This window comes from Sphingobium estronivorans, from assembly GCF_008692605.1.
Lineage (GTDB): Bacteria > Pseudomonadota > Alphaproteobacteria > Sphingomonadales > Sphingomonadaceae > Sphingobium > Sphingobium estronivorans.
The window spans coordinates 65,939-79,871 of sequence record NZ_LFCT01000022.1 but is presented as its reverse complement, the minus strand read 5'-3'; the positions used below and the strand labels follow the sequence as shown (position 1 = coordinate 79,871).

The following is a 13,933-nucleotide window of genomic DNA, read 5'->3' as shown; positions in this document are numbered from 1 at the left end:
TCCCCCTTCCCTTTCCCGGCTTCGGGAGATGGGAAGTTTGGAGCGATCAGTAATCGCTGGGCAGCATCACGGTGATGACGCGGATCGTCCGGTCGGGGTCGGCGGGATTTTCCGAGCCCCATTCAAGGCCTGGCGCATAATAGTCGCATTTGAACATGAGCCGGTGTCCATCGAGCTCGAAATAGCCAAGATCCCGCTCGGATCGATCGCCCACGGGCGGCTCCCACTGCCGCAGTGCCTGAATAATTCGTGCCTGCGCGACAAATAGGGCGACATCCGATTCAGACCCGGCAATTGTCATAAGACAGGTGCGCGTGACGACCCGCTTCGCTGTGCGGTCCAGCCCATGGCGGGCGCGGTCGTTGAGCTCTCCAATGCGTTCAACGGTATGTGTGGTCGTTGTCATGCCGCCTCCTTGAGACCAGCGTTGAAGTGGTTGAGCCAATCTTCCATCGTTGGGCGCTCCGGCAGCGGCACCAGGGCGGCCACATCCTGAAAGCGGATCAAATCGACAGGTGCGTCGCGCGCGATAGCCTCGATCTCGGCCTCGGGCAGCAGTTCCTCGGCACGGATGAAGTCCGTCATCCTGCCTGGGCGTGTTCGGGTCGATTTGCGCCAAAGCCCTTCGACCGTGCGAAGCCGCGGCGCGGCGCGCGCCTCGACCAGGATGATGAGGCGCAGACACCAGGTTGGGAGCGCCCGGACCTCATCGGGACGCATCGCCCCGCATATCCAGCAGCTGGACTTGGGCGGCACCGGGAGTCCGGCGGCGGTGATCCGCGCGATGCAGCGATCCCGGTCCCAGCCCCATTCGCGAAGCGGATAGCGGCACTGGTAGAGATCGCTCTCGATGGTCGAAGCATGGGCATGGCGGCGCGTGTCGGCCGGCGAGGCGTCGTAACCGATCAGGCGGATGACCTTCTGGCCGCGCGCCCACGCGTCTTGCGCCGGTTTCCATTCAGCCAGGAACTTGTCCTGTGGCGCCACCTTCCATTTCAAACTGCATGAATGGCGTCCGAGACTGATGCTGGGGAGCGTGGCGTTGGTGAGGACATTTTCCAGCAACGAATAATAGGCCGGAAAATGCTTGAACCGCTTGGGCCGGTAGCGGACGGTTTCATAAGGAATACCGCGCGCCGCGAGCCATTGGCGCATCATGGCCTGATAGGCATAGGTTTCCGGCTTCTCGACGCCTGTGTCCGCGGTCAGCACGAGGTCAGGCGGCTCACCGCAGGATTCCAGTTCAACCAGCATGGCGGTGCTATCGACGCCGACACCGTAAGCGAGGACCACGGGCGGCGGCGCGGCATTGAGAATGAAATCGACCGTGCGGGTGGACTCCCCGGAGGGGAGAGAGAGGTCGATCATGAATGGCTCCGGGCTTTCACAGGTTGCTTCTCACCCGATCACCACCCCCTTTCCTCTCTCGGTCGGCTTTCTCCGTTGTGGGTCCATGCACGTTGATCAGTGCAGCGAAGCGAAATGGGACCAACAGGCCGCGATGGCGTCATCGAGCGTCGCGCAGTCGCCAAGCGGCACTTTCACAGCGCCCGCCCCGGTTATGATCCGGGCCTCGGGCATCCATACCGGCGCAGAGAGATGCTCGGGCCAGTCGTGAAATCCGGTCGGATAGGCCGTGATGCCGTAAGGCCCCCAAAGGCGGAAATGGAGGCGGGTGAAGCGCGCGACATAGGGCACGCGGCCGCCGACAGAAATCGATGGTGACACAATGGAACTCCTTATGCTTGGCCCAGTCGGGCAGGCCTCGTCTGGCCGCCCTGCCTTGAACCGCGGTTCGCGGCGATCAGAAGAGGGATAGCTGTTCGCCCCGACGCGGGGGCAAAGCCGGAGGCGGCCCCTGGCAAGTCGGCTGGCTCTCGGCCGGGATGGATTGGACAGGAAAATGTGCGGCGGGTTCGGACTCGCGGCGCCGTGCCAGTTTGCGCGACCATCCGCCCAGGATGTGGGCGGGCGTGAACCAGCGGTCCCGCGTGGTGCCGGCAAGGGAGTCTCCCAGGACCACGCAGGCGGGGATATGGAGCAGCGAGAATTGGATAAAGGCCATGTGCACGGCGCGCGGGTCGATATCGATGGCGGTCACATGCAAATGCTGTTGATAGTTGATCCCGGCCTCGCGCATGGCCTGGCTCAGAGCGATGATCATGGCACCGGCGCCGCAGGCCGGTTCCACCGCCGTCACGAAGCCCTTCTTCGCGATGAGCGGTTCGAGTGACGCCCGGTCACCACCGGTCACCTGCGCCATGAGTTGGCACACGGGATAGGGCGTGAAGAACTGGCCCCGATATTTGTTGTGGATTTCAAGGCCGGAGAAGACCTCGCCCAGAATATCGCACGGTTCGGCTTCGAGCGCGAGGGTCACCTCGGCAAGCACTTTGGGGAACATCTCGATGGTCCGCCGGTCGTATCGCCCGGCGATGTCCAGATATCGGGCCTCGCGATCGTCGTAGGACCGCAGATCGACGGCATTGGCAATGCTGAGCGCCGCCATCTCCATGCAGTCGGAAAAGAGCGAATGGATATCGTGATGCTGCCGATGATCGTTGAACAGCTTCTGGATAGTCTTGATGTGACGGTCCGTGGCGGACATGGGCGCCTCCATCCGCCCGCCGGACCGGCGGCAAGCGGTGCATGAAGTTCGGTTGGGATGATCAGGGCTATTGCGCCTGCGCGGCGGCCACCGGCTCGGGGTCGAGAATCTGCGCGAGCGTCACGGCGCGCCGAGGTCGGCGGCCGAAATGATAGCCGTGGTTGCTCGCATATTTGCTGACCGACATCGCTTTTCGGTCCAGCGCGACGGCGAGATCCGCTATGGAGATGCCAGTGCGGTAGGCGATGCCGAGCGCCCGGTTCTCCTCGTCGCTGAACGGCCGGATATAGCCATGCACCAGGCCCAGGCTGTTGGCACGGGAGGTGATCGCGGCCTTGGAGCGGCCAAATTTCGCGGCAAGGCTGGTCGTCGGGATCTTGCCATATTCGTCCCGCAGCCGCTGCTCCTCGGCCTCGGTCCAGTCTGGCCCGCCACGCCAGCCGTTCCGCATGGCATGGCTGCCACGAAGCTTGAGATACTCGGCCCGATGGCGCAGCGATCCCGCGGTCCGGCCCAATTGCTGGCGGAGCGGCGTCAGGCTGGTGCCCGTCGCATAGGCTTGGGTGAGGAGCGCATCCTCCTCGGCGGTCCAGGGCCGCCCCCAACCGCGCCCATAGCCGAGCTTGCGGACGGCAAGGCCAAAACTCCGCGAACTGCGGCACGGGAACCCTTCGGAGACGAGAATCTCGACGATCCTGGCGTAGCGATGACCGGCCTCGCCGAGCTCCAGCGCCCGGCGTGTTTCGCTTGGCGACCAGCCCGGTGGCTGGTTGGCATGCACCAGACCGCGCGCGCAGGCCCGGCTGGAAACCCCGCCCATCGATCGGCCGATCAGGGTGGCGATCTGCCGCACCGGCACGCCGCGCCGATAGCCTTCGACAAGCTGCGCGTCCTCCCAGGCGGTCCACAGGGGCGGATTGCCTTCGCTAAGGCCCAGGAGCGACGCACGGGCATAGACCGCCGCGCAGGATCGCCCCAGGTCCGACGCGATCGCGGCAGTCGCGTTTTCGCCATAGCGACGCGTCAATTCCTCATCGTCCAGCTCGGTCCAGGGACGGAGCGAGTTGCGCCGCAGACCCATGTGGAAGATCCGCTCGGCAATGGCTGCCCGGCTTCGGCCGATACTGGCGGCGATATCGACAAGTGCCATATCGCTTGCGAACAGGTCGCGCAGGCGATCGGTCTCCGCAGGAGTCCAGGCGTCGGCACGATAGGCCATTTCGCGCAACGGGATGGACGCATGCGAGCTAAGGACGACCGGGCTCAATTCGACCAGATCGGCATCGAGATCGAGGGGTTTCATGCGAGCCCCACCACCGGCATATCGCTGATCTTCGCGCGCAGGCGCGCATGGAGCCGGGCGATACGATCCTCACCGCGCGGCATGGTGTCGACCGCCGCCAGGGCGGAGAGGAGGTCGAGCGCCTTGTCCACGGCCTCGCGGCTATGGCCAAGATGACCGGCCAGATCGTCCGCGGTCGTCGCGTTGGGCGCAATGCGTTTGAGCGCGGCGATGATCGAGGCGGCCTGCGCGGCGTCCGGATCGAGAAGGAAGGCGTCAAGCGCGCGGATGCCCTTCATGGTAAGTGCCGTGTCGCGCTGGCCGGCGCCGACTTCCCGCAAGGCTGTCAAGTCGAGCAGCTTTTCGGCCTCGGCGCTGTCGATCGACGCGGCCGCGACCAGGGCTGGGGTCGCGCCCAGATGCTCGGTGATGGTCGCGTCGATATGGGCCAGGACCGGCAGCGGCGCCATGGCGGGACCCATGGCATAGAATTCGCCCGGTGCGAGCTTGCGCAGCCGGTCAGCTTCCTTGGTCGAGAAGCCCAACAAGTCCGCTGCGCGCGCAATATCCCGGTCGAACACATTGAGGCCGACGAGGAAATTCTGCAGCTCGGAGACGACCGAAGAGGAAAGCTTGGCAAGCCGCTGGGTCGCGATAATCGGCGCAATACCGCGTTTGCGGCCTCGGGCGCAGAGATCGGTGAGGGTGGCAACACCCAGGCGCCGGGTTTCCGCGTCACGCGCGGAACCGGCATGATGGGGCGCGAGCAGATGGCCTTCATCGATGCAGACCAGCACCGTATTGCCCCAATGCTCACGCGGCGCGCCGATCAGCCCGGCGAACAGCGCCGCCGCCTTGATGATCCGCTGGTCGGGATCGAGATCGGTAAGGTCGACATGGAGCGACAGCCGATGCTGGCGGGCACGGGCGGCCGCCGCCGTCAGGCCATCGCCGGTCAGCTCGCAAGCGCGGAGCGACGTCGCGCCGATATGCGCGGCGAGATTGCCGAACTCCCCTTCGGGATCGACCAGGACGATGGTCGTGAAATCGAAACTCTCCTCGATGATCTTGCGCAGCGTGCGGCTCTTACCCGCGCCGCTGCTGCCCTGGATGAGCAGCCTGCCTGCAAGCAGGCGTTCGAGGTTCAGCATGAGAATGCCGCGGCTGTGATGCCCGAGGGGAACGGACCATTGATCCGTCGCCGGATCGATCGGAACGACTGTTGCCATGACGGGAACTCCTTGAAGCCTGGCCCTGATGGCCACGCCCGTCCTCTCCCCCTTCCCTTTGTTCCTCCGACCTGTTCATATGGACTGTAGCTGGTGGTCAGTCATCGGCTGTCAGGTCGGAATAACGATGGGTGAGATCGAGACAGATGCCCAGCAGCGAGGCCTCGTCCCAGCTGAGGTCCCGATGGTCGTCGCCATCCGGCCCACTTGCCATTTCGATGACGGGATAGGCTGAAACGATCTGGCCAGTCGGTAGCAGGAAGATATGCTCCGTGTCCGGGACAAGCATCGTTCCCTCGGGAACGGTGAAGCTGCCCCGGATTTCAAATTCGACGCGCATGGCATTCACTTTTTCCCCCAGGCGGGCGGGATCATGGGGCGCAAATAAGGTCGCGCCATCGGCGGCGGGTCGGGGCGCCAGCCGGATCGCGGCGCCGAAGGCACGCAGATGCGATGCCATGGCGGGGCGCAGATGGGATTTGTTCGAGATCGTGATCTCCCAGGCGAGCGCATCACCCTGTGCCGTCACATAGCCGGTGGCGGGCTTACCATCCTGCGTTTCGACGATGATCCGGTGGCCGCGGGTGGGTAGCTTGCCGGCATAGCGCACGGCGAACTCCCCCAGCCGGGCGGAAAGCCCCTGCGCAACCTTGCTCCACCGGATGTGACCGCCCGCGATCGTCGCGCCCGGTTCATGGCCTCGCGCGAGCCAGGTGCGAAACTGCGCATTTTGCAGCAGCCTGGTGTGGCGCAGCCGCTCCATGGTCCGGCACAGCGGAAGTGCGGCGGCATGCGCATCTATCACGCGCAGATAGTCTCCCTGCGCCACGATCAATATGTCATGATAGTCCTGCTGCCCGGCCAGTTTGCCCAGCACGGCGCGCTGCGACATATCCTGTGCAAGCCGATCCGCCCTCGCTGCATCCAATTGGGCTTCGAGGTCAGCGCGACCACTGAGCAGGCGAAAGCCGATCTGCGGGCACAGCAGGATGACCATGGCGTCGGCGCCTCCCGGCTCCTTCAGCAGCCGATCGGCCATGCCATCCAAGGCCTCGGGCGCACCCATGATGATGAGCCTGCGATGCCATGGCGAGGCGCGCGGTGCATCGCTGGGCTGGGGCCAATTGGACGGCAGCGGCCTCGCGACACGCACAGGCATGGCCTTGCTCGCCCTGGCCTCGCGGGCCGCAGCCAGATTGGCACGGCGGGCGGCGTCGAACAGGTCATCGTGATTGCCGCCGCCATCTCGAAAACCCTGATGATAGGCCGCCACAATCGCGGGATCGAGGCCGCCTCTGAGCGGTTTCATGGGACCGCGCGCTACTGCCCCTGAAGTGGCGGCGTACCAGCCATGGGCATATTGGACGGCCTGATCCCAGTCATAGCCGTGATCCGCGCGGCCGATGAGGATAGCCTTGTCCGTGTCCAGGCCCTAGCCGCGGGCGACCTTTCTTTCCGTGAAGACGAAATTGCGGGCGTGGCGCTCGGCCTCGGTTTTCCGGGCGATTTCCTCGGTGAGCGGACGCATGGCCTGGACCCGCTCACGGATACGGGCGAGGCGTTCGTTCTGCGGAACGCTTGCGGGCAGGTCGGGATAGGTTCGCCAGATGTCTGCCAGTATCGCGGCGTGATCGGCTGTCCGGCCTCGGCCAAGCCAGCAGGCGGGGTCGGCGGGATCGAAGCTGTCCAGCATCATGGCTCGATCCCTTTGATCGTCTCGACCCCAAGATCGTTCGCCGTGATTGTGTCGAGCTGGTCCCGGATCGTGGCGAAGGTGCCGGTGAGGTCCATAACCCGGATCACGACATGGCGGCTTTCCACATCTATCGCGGCTTCATAAAGGAGCGGCGGGGTCGTGGCCGTCATTTCGGGAAAAACATGGCCGATGATGATCGCCTCCAGGCGGTCGGCCACGCGGTGGAGGTCCCGCCCCTCCACATAACGATCGAAGCCAGGCGGTCGCTGGAGATGCGCCATCGGGGCAATGACGTCCGCCAGACGCGCGAAATGGTCCCCGGACCGGAAATGGCCAAAGTTCGTGCGATAGTGGATGAGGGCCTGTCGCTCGGGCGAAATCTGATGGAAGGGCACATAGACCCGGTAGGCATAGAGCGGCCTCGGATCGACCATGCGGGTGCGGATGGCGAGCATCTCCATGGCGGCCTCACGGGATCAGGCGTTGCGGGACGCGCGAGGACGGCAGCTTGAGTTCGCGCCGGATGCGATGGCAAAGTCTCACAGGATCGAGAAGCTCGCGAACCGACGCCCAGTTGTTGCGTTCGCCAATATGATCGTCGCGTCCCTGTACCCGCCGGAAGCAGATCTCGTGATCCGGCCCCATCAGGGAAACGGAGAGCTGAACCCAGACCTCATCGCCGCGCAGGGTGACGTCGCCGGATACGCCCGGTCCGGCCTGGTTGGACCGCACGGTGAAGGAACCAGGCGCGAGGCCCAACGCATCGGCCAGCCGCATGAGCGCGCGGCGGCCCTCGGCGTGAAACGCGCGTTTGGCGGGCGGATCATAGGCAACTCCCCGGTCGCAGAGGATATGGAGGGTGGGCCGGGAGCGGATATCGGCAATCTGCGCCATGCACGCCTTTCGCAGCTCGGCCTCGGCCGGACGGTCAGAGCAAACGCTGCTGAAATGCCGGGCAAGCAGGATCACCGCGGGGTCGGCTTCGATATCCTTGCCGGCATTGCGGCAATCGGTGATCGCGGCTTCGAGCGCGTGGACGGTCGAGGCGATCGTGATGCAGCCGCTGGGATCCAACGCCTGGTTGTGGCGGAAGGCAAGGTCGTAACTCATGAGGGAATCTCCGGTTTCAAGCGCACATGCGCTCGACCACCCCTCCCCTTCTCTCCTCTCCCCCGGTCAGTCGGCCTTGGGCAACGCGATCGGGACGCATTGACCGCTCGCCAGGTTGATGAAGGCGCCGGCATGGCCGATCGACCCCCGGCCGATCAGGTCGAACAACAGCGCGAGTGCGTGGCTCGCCAGAACCCGGTTCACGAACAGCGATTGCCGTTCGAGGGCCTCGGCGACCGAACAGGATGGGCTGTTGTCGTCGGGCAGGTGTTCGTCCGCGATTTCCGGGAAATATTCCAGGACGGTGGGAAGCCGCCGTTGGTCCCGATCGCTCTCTCCTCGCGGACAGCCGATGATGAACTGTCCGTCGGTGGCGCGATTGCCAAGGTCCATCCAATAGGTGGGCGGACTGGATGGTTTCGCCAGTTCAGCGCCCAAAGCGCGACGGGCAGAGGCGGTATCGACACAGCTGATGAGAATGTCGGCCTCATCGACCTTGACCGCGCCCGGCGCGCGGCCATGGATGGCTTTCCAGGCAAGGCCGTGGGCAAGGTTGATCCGCTCGACCAGCGTATGGGCCTTCGAGTTTCCGAGATCGCATCGATAAAATGGCTGGCGGCCGAGATTGGACTCGCTGACGATGTCGTCGTCCACGACTGTAACGTGCAGTGACCGCGAAGAAATGGCCCGCAGCGCGGTATCGAGCGAGGCCAGCCCCATCAGCATCTGCGCGCCGTTTCCTCCGCAGCCCACGAGCAGGATCTTGATCGCGCGATTGTCGAAACCGGCAGGAAGATAGTGGCGACTAAGGGTATCAGAGAGCATTTTCATATCCTGAGAAGGGACTGCGCGGCAAAGGCAGGAACATGCCGCCGGCGCACAGGCGCGATGCGATGGCAGGGCCGTCCGAATGATCGAGGCGGCCGACCACGAGCGAGATCTTGGTAGCGTGCGCGTCGTCGGCATTATCGGTGGCGCTGAAGAAGGCGGGTCCCTTCGCATGGCTGTGGATGTCGCAGATCATGTGCCGGTTCGCCGGCAGGACCGGCGGTCGGTAGATGAGGCGGGAGGGCGTTGCCTCGTCGATTTCCGGGAAATGCAGGGAGAAGGTCCGATCAGCCTCTTCCCAGATCACGAAGGCTGCGGCTTCATTGGGCAGCGCCGCGCGGAAGTGATCGAGAATTTGATCGAACAATGGCTGCGGTATGAGGCCGCAGCGAAGCTCCGCCCGGCCTCCGCCATTGCTGCCATAGGGCAGATAGGCGGGGATGGCCGCCGTGACCGGGACGTCGAGCGCAAGCCAGGGGCGCCGGACGATCAGCATGACGCCGTCCCGTCCCACCGCGAGGCAATGGCCGATGCGCGCCGCGCGCACCGCGTCGAGGGCGGGCGATCGGCCATTGGGCGGAACGGGGTAGCAGGGCATGGCCGAAAGGATCGCCTCGGCAGTCGGATCATCGGCAAGCGCGTTCATCGCGCAGCGTTTTCATGGATAAGCCGGCCGAGGGTCATCGGTTCGGCCGCCCCGATCGATTTCGAGGACTTGCCTCGCCGTCGATCGCGGACGAATGGCTTCAAGCGACTGACCGGAAATCGGCTTGCCCCGCGCGCTGCCAGATCGTCCCAGAGTTTGATGAGGCCACCCTTGCCGGTGACGGTCAGTTCCTGGCCGGGATTGGGATGCGTGGACCAGGAATCGAACAGCGCGCGTTCAAATTCGGGTATCGCTGACGTCGCCAGGGTCTTCGGCCTCGGGATATTACCCCAGCACAGCGATCCATCGGTGAAGACATTGAGGATGGGGGAGTGGAGGAGTCGCGTGGCGGCGGTGGGCCGCTCGCTTTGCGAGAGCGCATATATTTCAAGCCTGCGCCGCGTCGCGACGAACAGATGGGCAGGATAGGGAACGGGCGCGATGGTCCGACCGGACAGGGCACGCAGTCCATCGGGAGGCGATGACAGGTGGAAATAGGCCGGACGAACCTGCGCCGGCGTCCACCAGACCAGCATATCGGGATGCGCGACCAGCACCGCATCGGGCAGAATTTCCGGCGGCGCGGCACGCCCGAGCGCCTCTGCCCATTGGCGCAAATGCGCGCGCGTGAGCGGCGTTCCCGCCGCAATGGTCGGTCCGGTTTCGTCGCCATGTTCGACGCTGTGGATGCTGGCGAAGGCGGGGCCGCCCTGTCCAGACAGGCCATAAGGGTTGGACTTTCGGTTTGTATCGGTCCGATAGAGCAGGATGGCGTTGGTCAGCACCATGCCCCCAGTGGTCGCTTCGAACTGAGCGGAATGATCACTCATAGCGGCCTCACAATCTGTCTGGATCGAGGTTGATCAACTCTTGGGCGGCGAGCAGGAAGCGAACGCCGATCTCCAGCGACGCCAACCAGCCGGTGACATGATCGGCGTCTTCGAGCGGGCAGAGCCCGATCACGTCCATGAAGCCATATTCCATGCCGTGGCGTCCGACGTCATCGACCTCGCGGGCAAAATATTCGACCGGCACCAGGGTCAGTGGTGGCAATGACGAACATTCCTCCAGCCCGGGAACATAGTCGTAGAGGATATCGAAATCACAATGCCAGGCGTTGCGCTCCGGCGACGTGCGGCGGAGATCTCGAACGGTGTTGCGCAACGTCTTGAGTGCCTTGCGCAAGGCCTTCGGGAGGTCTCCGTATGCTGCCGCATTCTCCGAGAACATCCAGTCGGGTCTTCGGGCGTTCATCGTCGAGGGAAGGCTGTAGTCGTCGAGTTCGGAAGGGTCAGCACCATGACATTCAATGAGGGAGTGGCGCGCACCCTCATCGTCGGTTTCCCCTTCCCAATAATATGTCGAGATTTCTTCGAAGAGATCGTCATAGGTAAAAACCGGCAGGGCCGTGCCCAGGGCCTGCTCCAGCGCAGCATAAGCGGCAGCCCGCCAGGGGATCGGGGCGTTGCTGGTTTCGATCCAGCCCAGATCCAGCTGCCCGATGCTGTCGCAGATGAAGGCAAGCGCTGGCGGCCTTTCATCGTTGCCGTTGAGAGCGACGACCCGCAGCTCTGCCAGCGTGATGGAATTGAGGGCCTCCAGGACCGCGGCGTTGAAGACGCGCTCGATATGCTGCCGGGCGGCAGGGCGTGTGTATAAGGTCGCCGCTTGATCCCGCCCTGCGACCCAGCGCCCGATCAGCTTGTGGTGAGGGCTAAGCGGCTGGTCGAACATGACCGGGATATCGGGCGATATCCGGATCGATCGCCCGGCGAGGTCAACCAAGCGGGGGGAGGCGCAGGCCGACGGGCGGTATGAGGGGTTCGGCGGTTTCGTTCTGCCGGCTCTGCGGATCGAGGAGGAGACGCCGATGGATGGCCTGGGTCTGCTCGGTGCAGGGCGGATGGGGAGGACCGGATGTGTCGCCATCGTCTGTCTCGATCCATTCAAGCAGGGTTTTGCGAGGTGCGGCGGGAATGGCCGCGCCCTTGCGGCGCGGCACGGTTATCCCTTGGTGCCGACGGCGCGGCGATATTCGGTGACATGGACGCCGCCGGTCACGCCCGCGTCGACCAGTTCTGCGTTGAGGATCGCGGGGTAGAGCGTGGCATGATAGGTCCGCAGACCCTGCGGATCATGGGCGAGGTGCGGCGGCACCGGAAGATCGATGCCGTCATAGCGATAGGTGCGGGCGAGATGGTTGATCTGCATGGGGACTTCCTGTGTGATGATGACAAGCTGCTGCGGGCGGATTCCTCACCAGAGGCTCGCGGGTTGATCCGATTTGGCATCGGCCGGGACGGCATTGGGCGCAGGCGTTGCCAGTGCGCCGGACGAGGTGGGCACTTTGACCGGCGTCGCCGTGGCCTTCGCCTTGGCCGCTTGCGCGGAGGCCTCCCGCGCTGATTCCGCAGCTTCGCGCTGTTCGGCGATCTGCTCGGCAAGCGCCTTGCGGGTGGTCATCAGTTGGCCCAGTGCCCCATCGGTACCAAGGCCAAGCTCCGCATCGATCTCGGCGGCACTGGCCGTGATCGAGATCGGGCGGGTTTCGCCGCTTTCAAGGCTTTGGGGCCTGCCCTCCGCGTTGCGCGGAATGATGGTGAGGGTGACAATGTCGTCCGGGCCGGCGACGAGGTCGAAGCCGAGCGAGTAATGGCCAAGCAGCGGCAGCATGGTTGCGATCAGCATGGGTATCGGTCCTTGTGGAGAGGGGGCGGTCAGGCCGCGACGGCGGCGGGCGAGTTTTCGGGCTGGGCGGCGATCAGCGGCGGGTCATATTTCCCATCGAGGGTCATCGCGCTCGGCAGATGGCCGGCCCATTCGAAGCCGACGGCGCCCAGCATGCCAGCAATCAGATCGCCCTTCTTGCCGCCAAGCAGCTTGCCGAAGGCTTTTTCGCCCATATGCGCGACAAGGCCGCATTCCTGGGCAAGCCACCTCAACTCGTCCTTGGTGTATCGCTCAAGGAAGGCCTGATCGACGCGCCAGCTTTGGCGCAGGTCGATGGCAAACGCCGCGGCGAGATCCGCGACATGGCGGAAGTCCTGCACGTCCCTCGCATAGGCCGCCCCAATTGCGCAAAGCACGGTCGCCGCCTGTGCGCTCGAAAGGTCGCCGATCGCATCGATCTTTTCGCGGAAGCTGAGAACCGGAAAGGCCGCATCGATCAGCAGCCCGGCGCGCGACGTCAGCGTGTTCGACTTGATTTCGGAGAGCGTGCCGGTCAGCCCGGCAACAAGGATCGTGGTCTGTGCCCGGCCGGGATTGTCCGCCAGTTCGCGCGCAAGGGCAGTGCGCCATGTCGCTTCGCGAAGCTCGGTTGCGCGTCCTGCGATGGACTTGGCCGTGACGGCGGAGGTATTGGCTCGGGTGGCCGACCTCGTTGGTGCGCCTGACGGCGATGATCCGGGCGCGAGGTTCGCGAACCGGGAGGCCGGTGGCGGGGCAGAGCCATCTGGACGATCACCGGCACTGGCATCGGCATCGGCCGACGCCGCACCATCGTCCACACGTTCGTCCAGTTCGTCATCGTCCAGGGTGGTGCCAGCTTCCGCCGCCGCCCGCTCCTTTTCTTGCGCCTGCGCTCTTTCGACGGCCTCGGTCTTGAGCTGGAAACATGGGGCGTTGGTGCAGTGCCCGTCATCGACATGGGTCTCGAACAATGCGCGCTGCGTCGCCGAATTGAACGGACAGGTCGTGCATTCGCTCTTGTCGAAGCAGGCATCGGCGAGGCTTTGCGTGACGCGCATCAGTAATTCCCGCGTCTTTGCAATATCAAGGTCGGCCTTCAGGATCGTCTCCAGGGCCTTATCCTGCTTGTCGGCCGGAACGGCGGCGAGGAGCTCAGCATGGCCGATCTTGATCCGGCGCTCATCGAGCGCGGTTTTGACGATGTCAGCAAGGCCCGCGAGCGCGAGGCGACGATCAAATTTGGAGCGCGACCAGCCCAGGCGCGCAAGGGCCTCGGCACGATCGTTGTTGCAGGCGGCAAGGACACGGACGGCGGCGTCGGCCTGTTCGGTCTCGGAAGCATCGTCGCGTATGTCATTTTCGTCGATCGCCGCTTCCAGAGCCTCCTGATCGGTCATCTCCCGGATGATCACCGGAACACTGCCGTCGACACCGAACGCTTCGAGCGCGGCCTTGTGGCGACGCCCGCCAACGACAATCTCATAATCCTCTGAGTCCTCAACCGGCCGCACAAGCATCGGCTGGATCATCCCGCGCAGGCGAAGTGAAACGACCAGTTCATCGAGCTTCTTGCGGTTGAAATAGCGGCGCGGATTATAGCCGGGCCTGATCCGGGAGAGAGGGACCATGGCGGGCGGGTTGGGCTGCGGTAGGGTCAAGGCGGGTCTCCTTATGGGGTGGCGCGGCACATCGCTCAGGGCTGCGTGCCGACTTTCCAGCGAGCCTGATGCTCACCCCTTCCCTTCCCACTCTCCTTTTTATCGATTGTTCACAGCTGGATACGAAACTGGATGCAACTCCCCGTTCCGGGCACCCGAACTTTCGCTATTGCTCTGTCGACGAT

At 64.4% G+C, this 13,933-nt stretch carries 17 protein-coding genes; all 17 read right to left on the bottom strand.

From position 1 onward, the window contains the following. Positions 1-46 precede the first annotated feature (46 nt). Positions 47-406, bottom strand: a complete 360-nt coding sequence (locus F7P65_RS15765) for a DUF3768 domain-containing protein (protein WP_025548998.1) — start codon at positions 404-406, stop codon at positions 47-49. After that, positions 403-1,368: an adenine nucleotide alpha hydrolase family protein gene (locus F7P65_RS15760; RefSeq protein ID WP_025548999.1), complete on the bottom strand. Its 966-nt coding sequence runs from the start codon at positions 1,366-1,368 to the stop codon at positions 403-405. Before F7P65_RS15760 ends, F7P65_RS15765 begins: the two co-directional genes overlap by 4 nt. A gap of 96 nt (positions 1,369-1,464) precedes the next feature. Continuing rightward, positions 1,465-1,728, bottom strand: coding sequence for a hypothetical protein (locus F7P65_RS15755; protein WP_025549001.1), 264 nt, complete (start codon positions 1,726-1,728; stop codon positions 1,465-1,467). A gap of 76 nt (positions 1,729-1,804) precedes the next feature. Beyond that, positions 1,805-2,608 (bottom strand): N-6 DNA methylase, encoded by an 804-nt coding sequence (locus F7P65_RS15750; protein WP_025549002.1) that lies wholly within the window; start codon positions 2,606-2,608, stop codon positions 1,805-1,807. A gap of 67 nt (positions 2,609-2,675) precedes the next feature. Continuing rightward, positions 2,676-3,911 (bottom strand): hypothetical protein, encoded by a 1,236-nt coding sequence (locus tag F7P65_RS15745; protein ID WP_025549003.1) that lies wholly within the window; start codon positions 3,909-3,911, stop codon positions 2,676-2,678. Next, positions 3,908-5,119: a helicase HerA domain-containing protein gene (locus F7P65_RS15740; RefSeq protein WP_025549004.1), complete on the bottom strand. Its 1,212-nt coding sequence runs from the start codon at positions 5,117-5,119 to the stop codon at positions 3,908-3,910. Before F7P65_RS15740 ends, F7P65_RS15745 begins: the two co-directional genes overlap by 4 nt. A gap of 97 nt (positions 5,120-5,216) precedes the next feature. Further along, complete coding sequence (locus tag F7P65_RS22400) at positions 5,217-6,428, bottom strand: hypothetical protein (protein WP_240334329.1); 1,212 nt, start codon at positions 6,426-6,428, stop codon at positions 5,217-5,219. Between the two features lie 123 nt (positions 6,429-6,551). Continuing rightward, positions 6,552-6,815: a hypothetical protein gene (locus tag F7P65_RS22205; protein WP_052816685.1), complete on the bottom strand. Its 264-nt coding sequence runs from the start codon at positions 6,813-6,815 to the stop codon at positions 6,552-6,554. Next, positions 6,812-7,276, bottom strand: coding sequence for a hypothetical protein (locus tag F7P65_RS15725; RefSeq protein WP_025549006.1), 465 nt, complete (start codon positions 7,274-7,276; stop codon positions 6,812-6,814). Before F7P65_RS15725 ends, F7P65_RS22205 begins: the two co-directional genes overlap by 4 nt. 7 nt (positions 7,277-7,283) lie before the next feature. Continuing rightward, positions 7,284-7,925 carry a hypothetical protein gene (locus F7P65_RS15720; RefSeq protein ID WP_025549007.1) on the bottom strand — a complete coding sequence of 214 codons (642 nt, stop codon included), beginning with the start codon at positions 7,923-7,925 and terminating at the stop codon, positions 7,284-7,286. A gap of 66 nt (positions 7,926-7,991) precedes the next feature. Continuing rightward, positions 7,992-8,750, bottom strand: a complete 759-nt coding sequence (locus tag F7P65_RS15715; protein WP_025549009.1) for a PRTRC system ThiF family protein — start codon at positions 8,748-8,750, stop codon at positions 7,992-7,994. Further along, a complete protein-coding gene (locus tag F7P65_RS15710; protein ID WP_025549010.1) occupies positions 8,740-9,399 on the bottom strand; it encodes a PRTRC system protein A in 660 nt (219 codons plus the stop codon). Before F7P65_RS15710 ends, F7P65_RS15715 begins: the two co-directional genes overlap by 11 nt. Next, positions 9,396-10,229 (bottom strand): PRTRC system protein B, encoded by an 834-nt coding sequence (locus F7P65_RS15705; RefSeq protein ID WP_150293336.1) that lies wholly within the window; start codon positions 10,227-10,229, stop codon positions 9,396-9,398. Before F7P65_RS15705 ends, F7P65_RS15710 begins: the two co-directional genes overlap by 4 nt. Before the next feature lie 7 nt (positions 10,230-10,236). Continuing rightward, positions 10,237-11,184, bottom strand: a complete 948-nt coding sequence (locus F7P65_RS15700) for a hypothetical protein (RefSeq protein ID WP_240334328.1) — start codon at positions 11,182-11,184, stop codon at positions 10,237-10,239. A 219-nt stretch (positions 11,185-11,403) separates the two neighbouring features. Next, on the bottom strand, positions 11,404-11,610 hold the full coding sequence (locus F7P65_RS15690) for a PRTRC system protein C (protein ID WP_025549015.1): 207 nt from the start codon (positions 11,608-11,610) through the stop codon (positions 11,404-11,406). Between the two features lie 45 nt (positions 11,611-11,655). Beyond that, positions 11,656-12,087, bottom strand: coding sequence for a PRTRC system protein E (locus F7P65_RS15685; RefSeq protein WP_025549016.1), 432 nt, complete (start codon positions 12,085-12,087; stop codon positions 11,656-11,658). Positions 12,088-12,116: 29 nt separating this feature from the next. Then, on the bottom strand, positions 12,117-13,748 hold the full coding sequence (locus F7P65_RS15680) for a PRTRC system ParB family protein (RefSeq protein ID WP_025549017.1): 1,632 nt from the start codon (positions 13,746-13,748) through the stop codon (positions 12,117-12,119). Positions 13,749-13,933 lie beyond the last annotated feature (185 nt).

What these genes read in the sequence shown, in the direction of transcription:
- F7P65_RS15685 (WP_025549016.1), bottom strand. Translation starts at nt 12,087, where the DNA reads ATGCTGATCGCAACCATGCTGCCGCTGCTTGGCCATTACTCGCTCGGC.
- F7P65_RS15705 (WP_150293336.1), bottom strand. Translation starts at nt 10,229, where the DNA reads ATGAGTGATCATTCCGCTCAGTTCGAAGCGACCACTGGGGGCATGGTG.
- F7P65_RS15765 (WP_025548998.1), bottom strand. Translation starts at nt 406, where the DNA reads ATGACAACGACCACACATACCGTTGAACGCATTGGAGAGCTCAACGAC.
- F7P65_RS15715 (WP_025549009.1), bottom strand. Translation starts at nt 8,750, where the DNA reads ATGCTCTCTGATACCCTTAGTCGCCACTATCTTCCTGCCGGTTTCGAC.
- F7P65_RS15740 (WP_025549004.1), bottom strand. Translation starts at nt 5,119, where the DNA reads ATGGCAACAGTCGTTCCGATCGATCCGGCGACGGATCAATGGTCCGTT.
- F7P65_RS22205 (WP_052816685.1), bottom strand. Translation starts at nt 6,815, where the DNA reads ATGATGCTGGACAGCTTCGATCCCGCCGACCCCGCCTGCTGGCTTGGC.
- F7P65_RS15750 (WP_025549002.1), bottom strand. Translation starts at nt 2,608, where the DNA reads ATGTCCGCCACGGACCGTCACATCAAGACTATCCAGAAGCTGTTCAAC.
- F7P65_RS15760 (WP_025548999.1), bottom strand. Translation starts at nt 1,368, where the DNA reads ATGATCGACCTCTCTCTCCCCTCCGGGGAGTCCACCCGCACGGTCGAT.
- F7P65_RS15745 (WP_025549003.1), bottom strand. Translation starts at nt 3,911, where the DNA reads ATGAAACCCCTCGATCTCGATGCCGATCTGGTCGAATTGAGCCCGGTC.
- F7P65_RS22400 (WP_240334329.1), bottom strand. Translation starts at nt 6,428, where the DNA reads ATGAAACCGCTCAGAGGCGGCCTCGATCCCGCGATTGTGGCGGCCTAT.
- F7P65_RS15710 (WP_025549010.1), bottom strand. Translation starts at nt 9,399, where the DNA reads ATGAACGCGCTTGCCGATGATCCGACTGCCGAGGCGATCCTTTCGGCC.
- F7P65_RS15720 (WP_025549007.1), bottom strand. Translation starts at nt 7,925, where the DNA reads ATGAGTTACGACCTTGCCTTCCGCCACAACCAGGCGTTGGATCCCAGC.
- F7P65_RS15690 (WP_025549015.1), bottom strand. Translation starts at nt 11,610, where the DNA reads ATGCAGATCAACCATCTCGCCCGCACCTATCGCTATGACGGCATCGAT.
- F7P65_RS15725 (WP_025549006.1), bottom strand. Translation starts at nt 7,276, where the DNA reads ATGGAGATGCTCGCCATCCGCACCCGCATGGTCGATCCGAGGCCGCTC.